Below are 18063 nucleotides of genomic sequence, written 5' to 3' on the forward strand. Positions count from 1 at the left end.
TCATGGACATTGCCGCACTTCGCGCTGAGCAGTTACAACGCGCCGCTGACGTGGTGCGTGAAGATGACTTTGACGTGCTGCCTCCCCGCTTTATTGGCGGGGCAGACGTTGGATTTGAGCAGGACGGCACCATCACGCGGGCGGCGATGGTGATACTGGAATATCCTTCGTTAACGCTGGTGGAGCATCGCATCGCGCGCGTTGAGACCACCATGCCCTATATTCCGGGCTTTCTCTCCTTCCGTGAATATCCGGCTCTGATGGCTGCCTGGCAGATGCTGGAGCAAAAGCCTGATCTGCTGTTTGTGGATGGGCACGGTATTTCGCATCCAAGACGACTGGGCGTCGCATCGCATTTTGGCCTGCTGGTCGATGTCCCCACGATTGGCGTTGCGAAAAGTCGTCTCTGCGGACGTTTTGACGATCTGGATGCGCAGCCTGGCAGCCGTCAGCCGCTGATCGACAAAGGTGAGCAGATAGGTTGGGTATGGCGCAGCAAGCTGCGTTGTAATCCGCTGTTTGTCGCCACCGGTCATCGTGTCAGCCTGGATACGGCGCTGCAGTGGGTCGAAAACTGTACGCGCGGTTACCGGTTGCCGGAACCCACCCGCTGGGCCGATGCGGTTGCCTCTAACCGAACCGCTTTCCAGCGCTGGCAAAACGCGCTTTAACACTGTTTGTGCTGCGGTTTTGCAGTTACACTGCGGCCAGAGAAACGAATAAGAGCCACCTTTATGTTACAGAACCCCGTTCATCTGCGTCTGGCGAAGCTGGAAAGCTGGCAGCACCTGACTTTTATGGCCTGCCTGTGCGAACGCATGTATCCCAACTATCGCGCATTCTGCGAGCAGACTGAATTTGCCGATCCGGCACTCTATCGCCGGATTCTTGATCTGATCTGGGAAAACCTGACGGTTAAAGATGCGAAGATTAACTTCGACAGCCAGCTGGAAAAACTCGAAGCCGCCATTCCTGATGGCGATGCATTTGAGGTTTACGGCGTTTATCCGGCTATCGATGCCTGTGTGGCATTAAGCGAAGTCGTCCATGCGCAGCTGAGCGGCGAAACGCTTGAGCATGCTATTGAAGTCAGCGAGACCTCAATTACCACTGTCGCTATGCTGGAGATGACCCAGGCTGGACGCGAAATGACCGATGAAGAGCTGCGTGAAAATCCGGCTATCATCGATGAGTGGGACCTCCAGTGGGAGATTTTCCGTCTGCTGGCGGAGTGTGAAGAGCGCGACCTTGAATTGATTAAAGGTCTGCGATCTGACCTGCGTGAAGCGGGAATTAGCAACATCGGTATAAATTTCCAGCAGTAAGGCGATAAAACGTGACTTCAGGCCCGAATTAGCGCGCCTGAAGGCTTCACATTGGCCCCCTGTCTGGTCTACATTTGGGGGGCTGAAAATTGTGGCTATCGGTGCGTGCAGGCAGAAGAGTGCCAGAATATGGCTTTTCCCTCGCACTCGTTGCTTAGCAAGCGATAAATACACTTTAAGGATAACTTATGAACAAGACTCAACTGATTGATGTGATCGCAGAAAAAGCTGACCTGTCTAAAACCCAGGCAAAGGCAGCGCTGGAATCTACTCTGGCTGCGATCACTGAGTCTCTGAAAGATGGTGATGCTGTACAACTGGTTGGTTTTGGTACTTTTAAAGTGAACCACCGCGCTGAGCGTACCGGTCGTAACCCGCAGACTGGCAAAGAGATCAAAATCGCTGCAGCAAACGTACCGGCATTCGTGTCTGGTAAAGCGCTGAAAGACGCCGTTAAGTAAGACGTCGCACTGCGGTTAAGCTTTAAAACAGGGGGCGTTTCGCCCCTTTTGTTTTTAAGAGGCCAGCCATCATGACTTCGCTGTTACCGCGTTTATCTGTTCTGTTTCTCTCTCTGTTTCTTTTCGGCTGTAGCTCGACGCCGGATATTCCTCCCTTTTCTGCCAGTGGCTATCTTGCCGATCGTGGTGTTGTGCGAATCTGGCGCAAAAATAGCGATCATCAGTCGGTTCATATTCGCACCCTCTATACGCCGTTCAGTGGCGGGGAAGGTGAAGTGACCGACTATGTCTGGCTGGAAGAGTCATTGATCAGCATTCAGCGACAGGTGAAGGGCAAGCAACCTGACGATGTGACCCTGCGCTTCGACCAGGCCGGTGGTCTCAACTTTATGCAGCGCCAGCTTGCAGGCCGGCGTGAAGCGGTCAGCCCGGATTCGATTGAACTCTATAAGTTTGATGCTCAGCGCATGCGTAACCTCAGCGATGCGCTGTTAAGCGGTCAGGTGTTTCTGAAACAGGGGCACTGGCTGGGAAATAATGTGCTGGAGAGTTGTGAAGGCCAGCAGGTCAGACCCGCTTTTGATGCTGACGATCTGCAGATGCTGATACAGCAGCAGCGTAGCGCATCGGCACCGCTGATGGTGTCATGGCTTGAAGCGCCTGAAGGGATACAGTTGTTGCGGGTCAGCCAGCAGGATGACTGCTCACAGCAGCCGACAGAAGACGATATGTGAATTGAAGAGGGGGCACCCTGTGCCCCCTTTGCTTATTTGCGATTAATAGCGCGATAGCCGATATCGCGGCGACAGAAGCTGCCCTGCCAGGAGATCGGCTTTGTCAGCTCGTAAGCCCGCTTTTGTGCCGCAGCCACATCGTCACCCAGTGCGGTGACGCACAGCACGCGGCCACCGTTCGTCAACACCCGATCCTCTTCCAGACGTGTTCCGGCGTGGAAAACCTTGCCGTCAGCCACTTCTTCCAGTGGCAGCCCATGAATCTGATCGCCCTGAGCATAATCACCCGGATAACCGCCGGCCGCCAGTACCACACCCAGCGCAGGGCGGGGATCCCAGTGTGACGTTTTCTGATCCAGCTTGCCGTCGCAGGCAGCCAGGCAAAGATCGACCAGATCCGACTGCAGGCGCAGCATGATCGGCTGCGTTTCCGGATCGCCGAAGCGGCAGTTAAATTCGATCACTTTCGGCTGCCCGGTGTGATCGATCATCAGGCCGGCATAGAGAAAACCGGTGTAGATGTTGCCTTCAGCCGCCATGCCACGTACGGTCGGCCAGATGACCTGATCCATCACGCGCTGGTGGATCTCATCGGTGACCACCGGTGCCGGCGAGTAAGCGCCCATGCCACCGGTGTTCGGACCGGTATCGCCATCGCCGACACGTTTATGATCCTGGCTGGTGGCCATAGGCAGCACATTCTCGCCGTCCACCATCACGATGAAGCTGGCTTCTTCGCCATCCAGAAACTCTTCAATCACAATACGGTGTCCGGCATCGCCAAAGGCGTTACCGGCCAGCATATCCTGAACCGCATCTTCAGCTTCCTGCAGCGTCATCGCGACAATGACGCCTTTTCCTGCGGCCAGGCCGTCGGCTTTGATAACGATGGGCGCGCCTTTCTCACGCAGATACGCAAGAGCAGGCTCAACGTCGGTAAAGTTCTGGTACGCTGCGCTGGGGATCTGGTGACGCGCCAGGAAATCTTTGGTAAAGGCTTTAGAGCCTTCCAGCTGTGCCGCGGCCTGCGTCGGACCAAAGATAGCCAGCCCCGCTTCACGGAAGGCATCTACGACGCCGATCACCAGCGGCGCTTCCGGTCCGACAATCGTCAGATCGATCTTTTCACGCTGAGCAAACTCAAGCAGAGCAGGGATGTCGGTGGCTCCGATTGCGACATTCTGCAACGCAGGCTCTAATGCCGTGCCCGCATTACCCGGCGCGACAAATACGGTTTCCGCCAGTGGCGACTGGGCCGCTTTCCAGGCCAGAGCATGTTCACGTCCGCCGTTGCCGATTACTAAAATTTTCATCTGTTACTCTCCGAATCGATTAATGGCGGAAGTGACGCATGTCGGTGAAGATCATCGCAATGTCATGCTCATCTGCTGCCGCAATCACTTCTTCATCGCGGATGGAGCCGCCTGGCTGGATAACGCAGCTCACGCCTGCCGCGGCGGCAGCATCAATACCATCGCGGAACGGGAAGAAGGCATCTGACGCCATGGCTGAGCCTTTCACTTCCAGACCTTCATCGGCTGCTTTAATACCTGCAATTTTTGCGGAGTAGACGCGGCTCATCTGACCCGCACCAATGCCGATAGTCATGTTGTCGCGTGCATACACAATGGCATTGGACTTAACGAACTTCGCGACTTTCCAGCAGAACAGTGCATCGCGCAGTTCCTGCCCGGTTGGCTGGCGCTTGCTGACGACACGCAGCTGGCTGGCTTCCACCATGCCAAGATCGCGATCCTGGACCAGCAGGCCGCCGTTGACGCGTTTGAAATCCAGCGCGGCGGTACGGTTCTGCCACTGGCCGCAGATCAGGACACGGACATTCTGCTTCGCAGCGGTAATTTTCAGCGCGGCTTCGGAAACGGCGGGCGCGATGATCACCTCAACAAACTGGCGGCTGATAATGGCCTGCGCCGTTGCTTCATCCAGCTCGCGGTTAAAGGCAATGATGCCGCCAAACGCGGAAGTGGGGTCGGTCTGGTAAGCACGCTCATAGGCTGCCAGCAGATCGTCACCGGTTGCGACACCACAAGGGTTGGCATGCTTAACGATGACGCACGCGGGTTCACTGAACTCTTTAACACACTCCAGTGCCGCATCTGTGTCAGCAATATTGTTATAGGAGAGCGCTTTGCCCTGAACCTGCTGCGCGGTCGCTACTGAGGCTTCAGTGATATTCTCTTCTATATAGAAGGCAGCATCCTGATGGCTGTTCTCGCCGTAACGCATATCCTGCTTCTTGATGAAGTTCAGATTCAGGGTACGCGGGAAACGGCCGGCGGGCTGGTTGCGTTCACCGTGATAGGCAGGCACCAGGGTACCGAAGTAGTTAGCGACCATGCTGTCATAGGCGGCGGTGTGTTCGAACGCTTTGATTGCCAGATCGAAACGGGTCTCAAGCGTCAGCGCGTTCTCGTGAGTGTCCATTTCAGCAATGATGGCGTCGTAGTCGCCGCTGCTGACCACAATGGCGACATCTTTATGGTTCTTGGCAGCAGAGCGCACCATGGTCGGGCCACCGATATCGATGTTTTCCACCGCATCTTCCAGTGAACATCCTTCACGGGCGACCGTCTGTGCAAAGGGATAGAGGTTAACGACCACCATGTCGATTGGGCTGATGTCGTGCTGTGCCATGATGGCATCATCCTGGCCGCGACGACCTAAAATGCCGCCATGCACTTTCGGATGCAGGGTTTTGACGCGTCCATCCATCATTTCCGGAAAACCGGTGTAGTCAGAGACTTCAGTGACAGCCAGGCCCGCATCCGCCAGCAGGCGAGCGGTTCCACCTGTGGAGAGCAGTTCGACACCGCGATGGGAGAGCGCCTGAGCAAATTCGAGGATACCGGCTTTGTCAGAGACACTGAGCAATGCGCGGCGTACAGGACGAGGTTGTTGCATGGTGGTTTATCCCTTGGCTTTGTTTCGCGTATATAAGAGCGTTACATCAGGTTTTATCGCGGTTTTCTCTTCTATATAAGAAGAAAAGATCAAAAACCTCAGGTAACGCCCCGATAAGGGGGTCCGGAATATTGCCCGGCATTGTAGCGAAAACGTTTGCGTGATGCTCGCCTAAATTTGATTAGCCCGCTCTGTGTGGATAACATTGTGCGTAACTGCGTATAACAGCGGCTTTTGCTGTGGAATGCAGCGAACGCGCTTTTTTATGCATTTTATGGGTTGCGCCTCTGCGCGAACTCCCTATAATGCGCATCCATCAACACGGAACACCGGCAACGGGAAACGGGCTGAGAGGCACAGGAGACTGCGCCGCCGGAGAAAAACTTCTGAAAAAGAGGTTGACTCTGCAGGAGGAAAGCGTAATATACGCCACCTCGCGACAGGACGCTAACGCACTGTTCGCACTGCTCTTTAACAATTTATCAGACAATCTGTGTGGGCACTCGCAGGATTGATATCAGCGTCTCCGGACGCAACAAAATATCAAAGCCTCACGAGTGAACACATAATGAAATTCATTATGACGTTTTACAGATGAGCACCGCTTAACTTGTTTAAGCAAATCAAACTTAAATTGAAGAGTTTGATCATGGCTCAGATTGAACGCTGGCGGCAGGCCTAACACATGCAAGTCGGACGGTAGCACAGAGGAGCTTGCTCCTTGGGTGACGAGTGGCGGACGGGTGAGTAATGTCTGGGGATCTGCCCGATAGAGGGGGATAACCACTGGAAACGGTGGCTAATACCGCATAACGTCGCAAGACCAAAGAGGGGGACCTTTGGGCCTCTCACTATCGGATGAACCCAGATGGGATTAGCTAGTAGGCGGGGTAATGGCCCACCTAGGCGACGATCCCTAGCTGGTCTGAGAGGATGACCAGCCACACTGGAACTGAGACACGGTCCAGACTCCTACGGGAGGCAGCAGTGGGGAATATTGCACAATGGGCGCAAGCCTGATGCAGCCATGCCGCGTGTATGAAGAAGGCCTTCGGGTTGTAAAGTACTTTCAGCGGGGAGGAAGGCGATGCGGTTAATAACCGCGTCGATTGACGTTACCCGCAGAAGAAGCACCGGCTAACTCCGTGCCAGCAGCCGCGGTAATACGGAGGGTGCAAGCGTTAATCGGAATTACTGGGCGTAAAGCGCACGCAGGCGGTCTGTTAAGTCAGATGTGAAATCCCCGGGCTTAACCTGGGAACTGCATTTGAAACTGGCAGGCTTGAGTCTTGTAGAGGGGGGTAGAATTCCAGGTGTAGCGGTGAAATGCGTAGAGATCTGGAGGAATACCGGTGGCGAAGGCGGCCCCCTGGACAAAGACTGACGCTCAGGTGCGAAAGCGTGGGGAGCAAACAGGATTAGATACCCTGGTAGTCCACGCCGTAAACGATGTCGACTTGGAGGTTGTTCCCTTGAGGAGTGGCTTCCGGAGCTAACGCGTTAAGTCGACCGCCTGGGGAGTACGGCCGCAAGGTTAAAACTCAAATGAATTGACGGGGGCCCGCACAAGCGGTGGAGCATGTGGTTTAATTCGATGCAACGCGAAGAACCTTACCTACTCTTGACATCCACGGAATTCGGCAGAGATGCCTTAGTGCCTTCGGGAACCGTGAGACAGGTGCTGCATGGCTGTCGTCAGCTCGTGTTGTGAAATGTTGGGTTAAGTCCCGCAACGAGCGCAACCCTTATCCTTTGTTGCCAGCGATTCGGTCGGGAACTCAAAGGAGACTGCCGGTGATAAACCGGAGGAAGGTGGGGATGACGTCAAGTCATCATGGCCCTTACGAGTAGGGCTACACACGTGCTACAATGGCGCATACAAAGAGAAGCGACCTCGCGAGAGCAAGCGGACCTCACAAAGTGCGTCGTAGTCCGGATCGGAGTCTGCAACTCGACTCCGTGAAGTCGGAATCGCTAGTAATCGTGGATCAGAATGCCACGGTGAATACGTTCCCGGGCCTTGTACACACCGCCCGTCACACCATGGGAGTGGGTTGCAAAAGAAGTAGGTAGCTTAACCTTCGGGAGGGCGCTTACCACTTTGTGATTCATGACTGGGGTGAAGTCGTAACAAGGTAACCGTAGGGGAACCTGCGGTTGGATCACCTCCTTACCTGAAGATACCTTCCCGCGCAGTGCTCACACAGATTGTCTGATAGAAAATAACGAGCAAAGTGTCTTTCGAAGACAGACTTAATTGTCCCCTTCGTCTAGAGGCCCAGGACACCGCCCTTTCACGGCGGTAACAGGGGTTCGAATCCCCTAGGGGACGCCAAAGCTTGGTGACAGGTGAAAGATGTTACCCACATATCTTAAACATGACTTACGAGTCATGTTTAAGATATTGCTCTTTAACAATCCGGAACAAGCTGAAAATTGAAACGACGTGTCGTTTTCATTCTCCGTAATAAGAATGAAAAATACGATGCGTTCGAGTCTCTCAAATGCTTGCAGTCTGCAGCGTTGAAAAACGCCTGTGGGTTGTGAGGTTAAGCGACTAAGCGTACACGGTGGATGCCCAGGCAGTCAGAGGCGATGAAGGACGTGCTAATCTGCGTAAAGCGACGGTAAGGTGATATGAACCGCTACAGCCGTCGATGTCCGAATGGGGAAACCCGGTGCACTCTGTGCATCATTGCAGCATGAATACATAGTGCTGCAAGGCGAACCGGGGGAACTGAAACATCTAAGTACCCCGAGGAAAAGAAATCAACCGAGATTCCCCCAGTAGCGGCGAGCGAACGGGGAGCAGCCCAGAGCCTGAATCAGCATGTGTGTTAGTGGAAGCGTCTGGAAAGTCGCAGGGTACAGGGTGATACTCCCGTACACAAAAGCACACGTGCTGTGAGCTCGATGAGTAAGGCGGGACACGTGGTATCCTGTCTGAATATGGGGGGACCATCCTCCAAGGCTAAATACTCCTGACTGACCGATAGTGAACCAGTACCGTGAGGGAAAGGCGAAAAGAACCCCGGCGAGGGGAGTGAAACAGAACCTGAAACCGTGTACGTACAAGCAGTGGGAGCCTTCTTTATGGGGGTGACTGCGTACCTTTTGTATAATGGGTCAGCGACTTATATTCTGTAGCAAGGTTAACCGTATAGGGGAGCCGCAGGGAAACCGAGTCTTAACTGGGCGTTAAGTTGCAGGGTATAGACCCGAAACCCGGTGATCTAGCCATGGGCAGGTTGAAGGTTGGGTAACACTAACTGGAGGACCGAACCGACTAATGTTGAAAAATTAGCGGATGACCTGTGGCTGGGGGTGAAAGGCCAATCAAACCGGGAGATAGCTGGTTCTCCCCGAAAGCTATTTAGGTAGCGCCTCGTGAACTCATCCTCGGGGGTAGAGCACTGTTTCGGCTAGGGGGCCATCCCGGCTTACCAACCCGATGCAAACTGCGAATACCGAGGAATGTTATCACGGGAGACACACGGCGGGTGCTAACGTCCGTCGTGAAGAGGGAAACAACCCAGACCGCCAGCTAAGGTCCCAAAGTCATGGTTAAGTGGGAAACGATGTGGGAAGGCACAGACAGCCAGGATGTTGGCTTAGAAGCAGCCATCATTTAAAGAAAGCGTAATAGCTCACTGGTCGAGTCGGCCTGCGCGGAAGATGTAACGGGGCTAAACCATGCACCGAAGCTGCGGCAGCGACGCTTAGGCGTTGTTGGGTAGGGGAGCGTTCTGTAAGCCGTCGAAGGTGTGCTGTGAGGCATGCTGGAGGTATCAGAAGTGCGAATGCTGACATAAGTAACGATAAAGCGGGTGAAAAGCCCGCTCGCCGGAAGACCAAGGGTTCCTGTTCAACGTTAATCGGAGCAGGGTGAGTCGACCCCTAAGGCGAGGCCGAAAGGCGTAGTCGATGGGAAACAGGTTAATATTCCTGTACTCGGTGTTACTGCGAAGGGGGGACGGAGAAGGCTATATCAGCCGGGCGACGGTTGTCCCGGTTTAAGCGTGTAGGCGGAGGGTCCAGGTAAATCCGGTCCCTTATTAACGCTGAGGCGTGACGACGAGGCACTACGGTGCTGAAGTGATAAATGCCCTGCTTCCAGGAAAAGCCTCTAAGCATCAGGTAACACAGAATCGTACCCCAAACCGACACAGGTGGTCAGGTAGAGAATACCAAGGCGCTTGAGAGAACTCGGGTGAAGGAACTAGGCAAAATGGTGCCGTAACTTCGGGAGAAGGCACGCTGGCGCGTAGGTGGAGGGACTTGCTCCCCGAGCCGAAGCCAGTCGAAGATACCAGCTGGCTGCAACTGTTTATTAAAAACACAGCACTGTGCAAACACGAAAGTGGACGTATACGGTGTGACGCCTGCCCGGTGCCGGAAGGTTAATTGATGGGGTTATCCGCAAGGAGAAGCTCTTGATCGAAGCCCCGGTAAACGGCGGCCGTAACTATAACGGTCCTAAGGTAGCGAAATTCCTTGTCGGGTAAGTTCCGACCTGCACGAATGGCGTAATGATGGCCAGGCTGTCTCCACCCGAGACTCAGTGAAATTGAACTCGCTGTGAAGATGCAGTGTACCCGCGGCAAGACGGAAAGACCCCGTGAACCTTTACTACAGCTTGACACTGAACATTGAGCCTTGATGTGTAGGATAGGTGGGAGGCTTTGAAGCGCGGACGCCAGTCTGCGTGGAGCCAACCTTGAAATACCACCCTTTAATGTTTGATGTTCTAACGTAGGCCCGTTACCCGGGCTGCGGACAGTGTCTGGTGGGTAGTTTGACTGGGGCGGTCTCCTCCTAAAGAGTAACGGAGGAGCACGAAGGTCAGCTAATCACGGTCGGACATCGTGAGGTTAGTGCAATGGCATAAGCTGGCTTGACTGCGAGAGTGACGGCTCGAGCAGGTGCGAAAGCAGGTCATAGTGATCCGGTGGTTCTGAATGGAAGGGCCATCGCTCAACGGATAAAAGGTACTCCGGGGATAACAGGCTGATACCGCCCAAGAGTTCATATCGACGGCGGTGTTTGGCACCTCGATGTCGGCTCATCACATCCTGGGGCTGAAGTAGGTCCCAAGGGTACGGCTGTTCGCCGTTTAAAGTGGTACGCGAGCTGGGTTTAGAACGTCGTGAGACAGTTCGGTCCCTATCTGCCGTGGGCGCTGGAGAATTGAGGGGGGTTGCTCCTAGTACGAGAGGACCGGAGTGAACGCACCACTGGTGTTCGGGTTGTCATGCCAATGGCATTGCCCGGTAGCTAAGTGCGGAAAAGATAAGTGCTGAAAGCATCTAAGCACGAAACTTGCCCCGAGATGAGTTCTCCCTGACCCCTTGAGGGTCCTGAAGGGACGTTGAAGACTACGACGTTGATAGGCCGGGTGTGTAAGCGCAGCGATGCGTTGAGCTAACCGGTACTAATGACCCGTGAGGCTTAACCTTACAACGCCAGAGGCGTTTTTGAGAGACACGATTTTCAGCCTTGTACCGGATATTCTGCGCGGCCCCTGTGGCGGCGCGGAGACAGAATTTGCCTGGCGGCTTTAGCGCGGTGGTCCCACCTGACCCCATGCCGAACTCAGAAGTGAAACGCCGTAGCGCCGATGGTAGTGTGGGGCCTCCCCATGCGAGAGTAGGGAACTGCCAGGCATTAAATAAGTGAAGAAGCCCCGCACGCGAGTGCGGGGCTTTTTTACGTCTGTTGTTTGCCACTTTAAGCTGAAACATTTTCATTTTCTGCATGAAGCCTCGACATCTTACAACGATCACGCTAATGTTGGGCATCCAGATGTCTAAACGTTTATATGGTTGCGAGAGGTGAGCAGGCTATGCCAATCAGGGTTCCCGACGAATTACCGGCAGTGAATTTTTTGCGTGACGAAAATGTCTTTGTCATGACATCGTCGCGCGCCAGTGTTCAGGAGATCCGACCGCTTAAAGTGCTCATACTGAATCTGATGCCGAAAAAGATCGAAACGGAGAACCAGTTTCTGCGTCTGCTTTCCAACTCGCCCTTGCAGATCGATATTCAGCTGCTGCGCATCGACAGCCGTGAGTCACGCAATACGCCCACTGAGCACCTCAACAACTTCTACTGCAATTTTGAAGATATCCAGCATGACAACTACGATGGCTTAATCGTGACAGGTGCACCACTGGGACTGGTCGATTTTAATGATGTCGCCTACTGGCCCCAGATTCAGCGCGTACTGCACTGGGCAAATGAGCACGTCACCTCCACCCTGTTTGTCTGCTGGGCCGTGCAGGCTGCGCTTAATATTCTGTATGGCATTCCCAAGCAAACCCGGCATAACAAGCTGTCTGGCGTCTATGAGCACCAGATTCTGCATCCCCATGCGTTACTGACCCGAGGTTTTGATGATAATTTCCTTGCGCCACACTCACGCTATGCTGATTTTCCTACTCAGCTGATCACGGATTACACCGATCTTGAGCTGTTTGCTGAATCGGAACAAACCGGCGCCTATCTGATGGCGAGTAAAGATAAACGTCTGGTGTTTGTTACCGGTCACCCGGAGTATGATGCGCTGACGCTGTCGGGTGAGTATCATCGCGATTATGAAGCGGGAGTCAGCCCGGAAGTTCCGTATAACTACTTCCCGCACGATAATCCGGCTCTGCCACCGCGCGCCACCTGGCGAAGTCACGGCAATCTGCTGTTCTCGAACTGGCTCAACTACTATGTTTACCAGATCACTCCGTTCGATCTGCGCCGCATGAATCCAACGCTGGAATAGTCCCACCTGACGATCAACTGAACCGTGTTAGCCAAAGGCAACACGGTTTTTTTTCGTCTGTAAAACGCTAATGAAATCCGTTCCTTTAATAAAAATAACTTTAATTGCATGTAAAACATTGGGATAGAATAATTTATATACAAAAATGGAAATAGTTTTTGATTTAGAAAAATAAATGCTTATGCTCTGATCCTGTCGCTCACAAAACGAACACCGTGTGGATCCGCTGCATTCGATCCTTTGAATACAGGAGAAAACCAGCATGACAGACTCAGTGATCAGCCATACCCTCTGTTTCAGCCAGCCCTTTAACCATGCCGAACAGCAGTTATTAACCCTCGAGGCCGTCTCTTTTCTGGAGGCGCTGGTTGCGCGCTTTGCACCGCAACGCGACGTGCTGTTATCAGATCGCCAACAGCGTCAGCAGCAATATGACCAGGGCTATCTGCCAGACTTCGATATGGAAACCGCTTCCATAAGAGCCAGCGAATGGCGTATTCAATCCATTCCGGCAGACTTAGAAGATCGTCGGGTCGAGATCACGGGGCCACCCGAGCGAAAAATGGTGATTAATGCCCTGAACGCAAACGTAAAAGTTTTTATGGCCGACTTTGAGGATTCGCTGTCACCGGAGTGGTCAAAACTGATTGACGGGCAGCTGACACTGCGCGAAGCGGTGCAGGGCACCCTGAGTTACACCAGCGACACGGGCAAAATTTATCAGCTCGGCGCTAATCCAGCGGTGCTGATGTGCCGGGTTCGCGGCCTGCATCTGTCAGAAAAACATGTCAGCTGGCAGGGTGAGGCGATTCCGGGCGGGCTGTTTGATTTCGCACTCTATTTCTTCCACAACGTCCGGCCTTTGCTGGCTAAGGGCAGCGGACCTTACTTCTATCTGCCTAAGACCGAGAGCTGGCAGGAGATCGCATGGTGGCGTGAGATCTTCAGCTTCAGCGAGGATCAGTTCGATCTGCCGCGCGGCACGATCAAAGCAACAGTGCTGATTGAAACCTTACCCGCCGTGTTTCAGATGGATGAGATCCTGTGGAATCTGCGCGATCACATCGTTGGACTCAACTGTGGCCGCTGGGATTACATCTTCAGCTACATCAAAACCCTGAAACAGCATCCGGATCGCGTACTACCGGATCGCCAGTCCGTCACCATGTCTCAGCCGTTTCTGGATGCTTACTCGCGTCTGCTGATTAAAACCTGTCATCGCCGGGGAGCATTCGCGATGGGCGGTATGTCAGCGCTGATCCCCGCTAAAGATCCGACGCGCAATGCCTGGGTGCTGCAGCGCGTGACGGAAGATAAACAACGGGAGGCGGGCAACGGGCATGACGGCACATGGATTGCGCATCCGGGCCTGGCAGATACCGCTATGGCGGTCTTCGATGCTGCGCTGGACGACCGGCCGAATCAGCTGCATGTCATGCGTGAAGAAGATGCCCCGATCACGGCGGAGCAATTACTCGCACCCTGTCAGGGTGAGCGCACCGAAGCGGGGATGCGCGCCAACATCCGCGTCGCCCTGCAATACCTTGAAGCCTGGATCAGCGGTAACGGCTGTGTGCCGATTGACGGGCTGATGGAGGATGCCGCTACCGCTGAGATTGCACGCACCTCAATCTGGCAATGGATTCGTCACCAGCAAATGCTGAACAGTGGCCAGCGGGTCACGGCCGAACTGTTTCTGCGCTGGCTGAACGAAGAGCTGCATCTGCTGCAAAACGCGCTGGGTGAAGCCCGCTTTAGTGCCGGTCGCTATGATGACGCGGCGCAGCTGATGGCGCAGATCACCACCGAGCGCGAGCTGGTTTCCTTTCTTACCCTGCCAGGCTACCGCCTGATCCCCTGAACAGAGGAGCTATTGCCATGACACGTACTCAACAGATCGATCAACTGGAACAACTCTGGCAGACCGCACGCTGGGAGGGCATTACCCGTCCTTATAGCGCCGCAGAGGTCGTCAATCTGCGCGGCTCGGTCCTGCCCGCCTGTACGCTGGCAGAGCGCGGTGCGGAGAAGTTATGGGCGCTGCTGAACGGCGAAGCGAAGAAAGGGTATATCAACAGTCTGGGGGCGCTCAGCGGCGGGCAGGCACTGCAGCAGGCCAAAGCGGGCATTGAAGCAATTTACCTTTCTGGCTGGCAGGTGGCTGCGGATGCCAACGTAGCGGGGCAGATGTATCCCGATCAGTCGCTTTACCCGGTGAACTCGGTGCCGGAAGTGGTGACGCGCATCAATCAGACCTTTCAGCGCGCCGATCAGATTCAGTGGTCCAGCGGTATCGAAAAGGGTGATAGCCGGTATACCGATTTCTTTCTGCCGATTGTCGCTGATGCGGAAGCCGGTTTTGGCGGCGTACTCAATGCGTATGAGCTGATGAAGGCGATGATTCAGGCGGGCGCGGCTGCGGTTCACTTCGAAGATCAGCTGGCGGCGGTAAAAAAATGCGGTCACATGGGCGGCAAAGTGCTGGTACCGACTCAGGAAGCGATTCAGAAACTGGTGGCGGCGCGGCTGGCTGCGGATGTCATGGGCGTGCCAACGGTACTGCTGGCCCGCACCGATGCCGACGCCGCGGACCTGATTACCTCAGACTGCGATGAATACGATCGTCCCTTTGTCCGTGGCGACCGGACGGCAGAAGGCTTCTTCCGCACACACGCTGGCATTGAACAGGCGATCAGTCGCGGGCTGGCTTATGCCCCTTATGCTGACATCCTGTGGTGTGAAACCTCAACGCCGGATCTGGCGATGGCGCAGCGCTTTGCCGATGCCATCCATGCGCGCTTCCCCGGCAAACTGTTGGCCTACAACTGCTCGCCATCGTTCAACTGGAAGAAGAACCTCGATGACCGCACCATCGCGAAGTTCCAGCAGGCGCTCAGCGACATGGGCTATCGCTTCCAGTTCATCACGCTGGCGGGCATCCACAGCATGTGGTTCAACATGTTCGATCTGGCGCATGCCTATGCCCAGGGCGAAGGCATGCGTCACTACGTGGAAAAGGTGCAGCAGCCTGAGTTCGCCGCCCGCGATCGCGGTTACAGCTTCTCGTCACATCAGCAGGAAGTGGGCACCGGCTATTTCGATCAGGTGACCAACATCATTCAGGGCGGTAAGTCTTCGGTCACCGCGCTCACCGGTTCGACCGAAGAGCATCAGTTCTGACGCTTCTCCTATGACGGATTCCCCGCCCGCACCACGCGGGCGGGCATTGACCGGAGCTGACTATGCCGCCACGTGAATCCCTGATCGCCCACACTATCCTGCAGGGTTTTGATGCGCAGTATGGCCGTTTTCTGGATATTACCGCCGGGGCGCAGCAGCGGTTCGAGCAGGCAGAATGGCAGGCAGTACAGCATGCGATGAAGGCCCGCATTCATCTCTATGATCATCACGTCAGTCTTGTCGCCGATCAACTGCGGGTGCTGAATGGCGCGGCCAGCTGGGATGAGATTTTCTGGCTGCGGGTCAAGGAACACTATCAAAGCCTGCTGCCCGGCTATCCCCGGCATGAAATTGCTGAAAGCTTCTTTAACTCGGTTTACTGCCGGTTGCATGGACATACCGACCTGCAGCCGGACCGGCTGTTTATTTTCAGCTCTCAGGCCCAGACTGCGCCGGTGACACCTTTGCGACCGTGGTCGCGCCATTATCAGCCGGAGCGGGGCTGGCAGGCATTGGTGGATCAGGTGCTCGGAGATTTACCGCTGACGCTGCCCTGGCAGCACCGCGCGCGTGATGTCGGGTGGATTGTCCGCCATCTGGCGTCGCATTTCCCCCGGCTTGATCAGGGCTGGCTGGAGGTCAACAGTGAACTCTTCTATCGCAACAAAACCGCCTGGCTGGTGGCGCGCCTGCAGCTGCCGGAAGGCATTTTTCCCTGTCTGCTGCCGATCCAGCGCACGGAAGCTGGCGAACTGTGGATCGACACCTGCCTGACTGATGTGAATGACGCCAGCATTGTGTTTGGTTTTGCCCGTGCCTATTTCATGGTGTATGCCCCGGTGCCTGCAGCGCTGGTCGCCTGGCTGCAACCGATTCTGCCCGGTAAAACCCTGGCGGAGCGCTATATGGCGATTGGCTGTCAGAAGCACGGTAAAACTGAAAGCTATCGTGAATATCTTCAGGCGCTGGCAGAGAGTGACACCGCTTTTGAGATCGCGCCTGGCGTGCGCGGCATGGTGATGCTGGTCTTCACGCTGCCGGGCTTTGACTGGGTGTTCAAGGTAATAAAGGATCGCTTCGCACCGCAAAAAGAGGTGACGGAAGCGCAGGTCCGCGCCTGTTATCAGCAGGTCAAAGAGCACGATCGCGTGGGACGGATGGCGGATACGCAGGCGTTCGAGCAGTTTGCGCTGCCACTGTCGCGTATCTCACCGGCGCTGCTGGCGGAACTTCACGCCTGCGTGGCAGAGAAGCTGCATATCGAAGGCGATCGCCTGATCATCCATCATCTGTGGCTTGAGCGTCGTATGCAGCCGCTTAATCTCTATCTGGCTCAGGCCAGCGACGCTGAGCGACGACACGCCATTGAGGAGTATGGTAATGCCATTAAACAGCTGGCAGCCGCCAACATCTTTCCTGGCGACATGCTGTTTAAAAACTTCGGCATAACCCGCCATGGGCGCGTGATTTTCTACGACTACGATGAGATCCGCCCGATGCAGGAGCTGAATTTTCGCGAGGTGCCCGCGGCGCGCTATGAGGAGGATGAACTCAGCGCCGAACCGTGGTACAGCGTCGGGCCGGACGATGTCTTCCCGGAAACCTTCCGCTATGCGTTATGCAGTGAAGCCGCGACCGGTGCCTTGCTGCTGCAACTGCATCCCGAGATATTCGACGCCCGCTGGTGGCGCGCGCAGCAGCAACGCCTCGCCCTGGGTCATGTGGAGGAGGTGATCGCCTGGCGGCAGACCCAGCGTTTCAGCGTCTGCTATGCGGCGGAGACGGTCAACGGCCGCTATACGCCAGCGTAACCTGACGCGCTTCGCGGATGACCAGCGCACCTAATTCCGTAATCCGATCGTCTGTCATGCGCGCGATGGGGCCGGAAATCGAAAGAGCGGCAAACGCCTCGCCATGTTCATCATAAATGGGCGCGGCGACACAGCGCAGTCCGAGCGCATGCTCTTCATCATCCAGTGAAAAGCCGGCTTTGCGCACCTGGGCCAGATTCTCTTTCAGGCTCTGCGGCGACATCAGGGTCTTCGGCGTGTAGTAGTGCAATCCTTTCTGATGCAGCAGGGCGGTGACCTGCTCATCACCCAGATGGGCCAGAAAGGCTTTGCCTGCGCCTGACGCGTGCATCGGCAGTTTGCCGCCAATCGGCGCAGACATCCTCATCAGCTGGGTGCACTGTACCTGATCAATGATCACCGCCTGGTGGTCGCTGAGATCCAGCACCGCCAGATTCACCGTCTCACCGGACTGCTCCATCAGGCTGCGCAGCACCGGGTGGACCAGCGCCAGCAGATTCCGGCTTTGCAGGAAACTACTGCCGACCACAAAGGCGTGTGCGCCAATTGTCCACAGCCCGAGATCGCCCACCTGACGGACAAAGCCCTGCTGTTGCATGGTGCTGAGCAGGCGATGCGTGGTGGAGTTAGGCAGGCCCGCCTGCTGTGCCAGCTCGGTCAGCGCCACGCTGCCATGTGAATCCGCAATCAGCTCCAGCAGCGTCAGGCCGCGCGTCAGCGATTGAACCTGACCGCCCGCCGGTGCGGCGACAGGGGTGCCGCGGGGTTTCTTACCGCGCTTAACAGGAACGGGCGTTGCCATCGTTGTCTCTCCTTTTGCATTGTGGAAATCATTTTCGTTTTAATCACACCGTTTGC

Annotated in this window: 11 protein-coding genes, 1 tRNA gene and 3 rRNA genes; 12 read left to right on the forward strand and 3 right to left on the reverse strand. The window is 55.3% G+C overall.

All coding sequences use genetic code 11. The features are described from left to right. Positions 1–2: 2 nt before the first annotated feature. The 4 genes from nfi (at position 3) to FA92_RS18915 (ending at position 2520) form a co-directional block, all read left to right on the forward strand. Positions 3–671 (forward strand): deoxyribonuclease V, encoded by a 669-nt coding sequence (gene nfi, locus FA92_RS18900; protein WP_013359743.1) that lies wholly within the window; start codon positions 3–5, stop codon positions 669–671. Between the two features lie 63 nt (positions 672–734). Beyond that, positions 735–1325 (forward strand): YjaG family protein, encoded by a 591-nt coding sequence (locus FA92_RS18905; protein WP_013359744.1) that lies wholly within the window; start codon positions 735–737, stop codon positions 1323–1325. A 188-nt stretch (positions 1326–1513) separates the two neighbouring features. Then, positions 1514–1786, forward strand: coding sequence for a nucleoid-associated protein HU-alpha (gene hupA / locus FA92_RS18910; protein ID WP_003850136.1), 273 nt, complete (start codon positions 1514–1516; stop codon positions 1784–1786). Positions 1787–1857: 71 nt separating this feature from the next. Then, complete coding sequence (locus FA92_RS18915) at positions 1858–2520, forward strand: DUF1481 domain-containing protein (RefSeq protein ID WP_033784449.1); 663 nt, start codon at positions 1858–1860, stop codon at positions 2518–2520. 32 nt (positions 2521–2552) lie between these two features. Here FA92_RS18915 and purD read toward each other — a convergent pair whose 3' ends face one another. Continuing rightward, positions 2553–3833: a phosphoribosylamine--glycine ligase gene (gene purD / locus FA92_RS18920; protein ID WP_033784450.1), complete on the reverse strand. Its 1281-nt coding sequence runs from the start codon at positions 3831–3833 to the stop codon at positions 2553–2555. A gap of 19 nt (positions 3834–3852) precedes the next feature. Continuing rightward, positions 3853–5442, reverse strand: a complete 1590-nt coding sequence (gene purH / locus FA92_RS18925) for a bifunctional phosphoribosylaminoimidazolecarboxamide formyltransferase/IMP cyclohydrolase (protein ID WP_033784451.1) — start codon at positions 5440–5442, stop codon at positions 3853–3855. A gap of 631 nt (positions 5443–6073) precedes the next feature. Here purH and FA92_RS18930 point away from each other — a divergent pair. The 8 genes from FA92_RS18930 to aceK all read left to right on the forward strand — a co-directional run bounded on the left by FA92_RS18930 (position 6074) and on the right by aceK (position 17205). Then, a 16S ribosomal RNA gene (locus FA92_RS18930) occupies positions 6074–7615 on the forward strand. A gap of 86 nt (positions 7616–7701) precedes the next feature. Further along, a tRNA-Glu gene (locus tag FA92_RS18935) sits at positions 7702–7777 on the forward strand. Positions 7778–7989: 212 nt separating this feature from the next. Continuing rightward, positions 7990–10898, forward strand: a 23S ribosomal RNA gene (locus tag FA92_RS18940). A 91-nt stretch (positions 10899–10989) separates the two neighbouring features. Next, positions 10990–11105 (forward strand): 5S ribosomal RNA (gene rrf / locus FA92_RS18945). Together the 16S, 23S and 5S rRNA genes with 1 tRNA gene alongside form the textbook arrangement of a ribosomal RNA operon. Positions 11106–11284: 179 nt before the next feature. After that, the gene (metA, locus tag FA92_RS18950) at positions 11285–12214 is read left to right on the forward strand and encodes a homoserine O-succinyltransferase (protein ID WP_033784452.1); all 930 of its coding nucleotides are present in this window, start codon (positions 11285–11287) and stop codon (positions 12212–12214) included. Between the two features lie 262 nt (positions 12215–12476). After that, the gene (gene aceB, locus FA92_RS18955; protein WP_033784453.1) at positions 12477–14075 is read left to right on the forward strand and encodes a malate synthase A; all 1599 of its coding nucleotides are present in this window, start codon (positions 12477–12479) and stop codon (positions 14073–14075) included. 17 nt (positions 14076–14092) lie between these two features. Next, a complete protein-coding gene (gene aceA / locus FA92_RS18960; protein WP_033784454.1) occupies positions 14093–15394 on the forward strand; it encodes an isocitrate lyase in 1302 nt (433 codons plus the stop codon). 62 nt (positions 15395–15456) lie between these two features. Beyond that, a complete protein-coding gene (gene aceK, locus FA92_RS18965) occupies positions 15457–17205 on the forward strand; it encodes a bifunctional isocitrate dehydrogenase kinase/phosphatase (protein ID WP_033784455.1) in 1749 nt (582 codons plus the stop codon). Here aceK and iclR read toward each other — a convergent pair. Next, positions 17180–18007, reverse strand: a complete 828-nt coding sequence (iclR, locus tag FA92_RS18970) for a glyoxylate bypass operon transcriptional repressor IclR (RefSeq protein WP_033784456.1) — start codon at positions 18005–18007, stop codon at positions 17180–17182. The genes aceK and iclR overlap by 26 nt on opposite strands. Positions 18008–18063 lie beyond the last annotated feature (56 nt).

Source organism: Pantoea sp. 9140 (assembly GCF_000745295.1).
Taxonomy (GTDB): Bacteria; Pseudomonadota; Gammaproteobacteria; order Enterobacterales; family Enterobacteriaceae; genus Pantoea; species Pantoea vagans.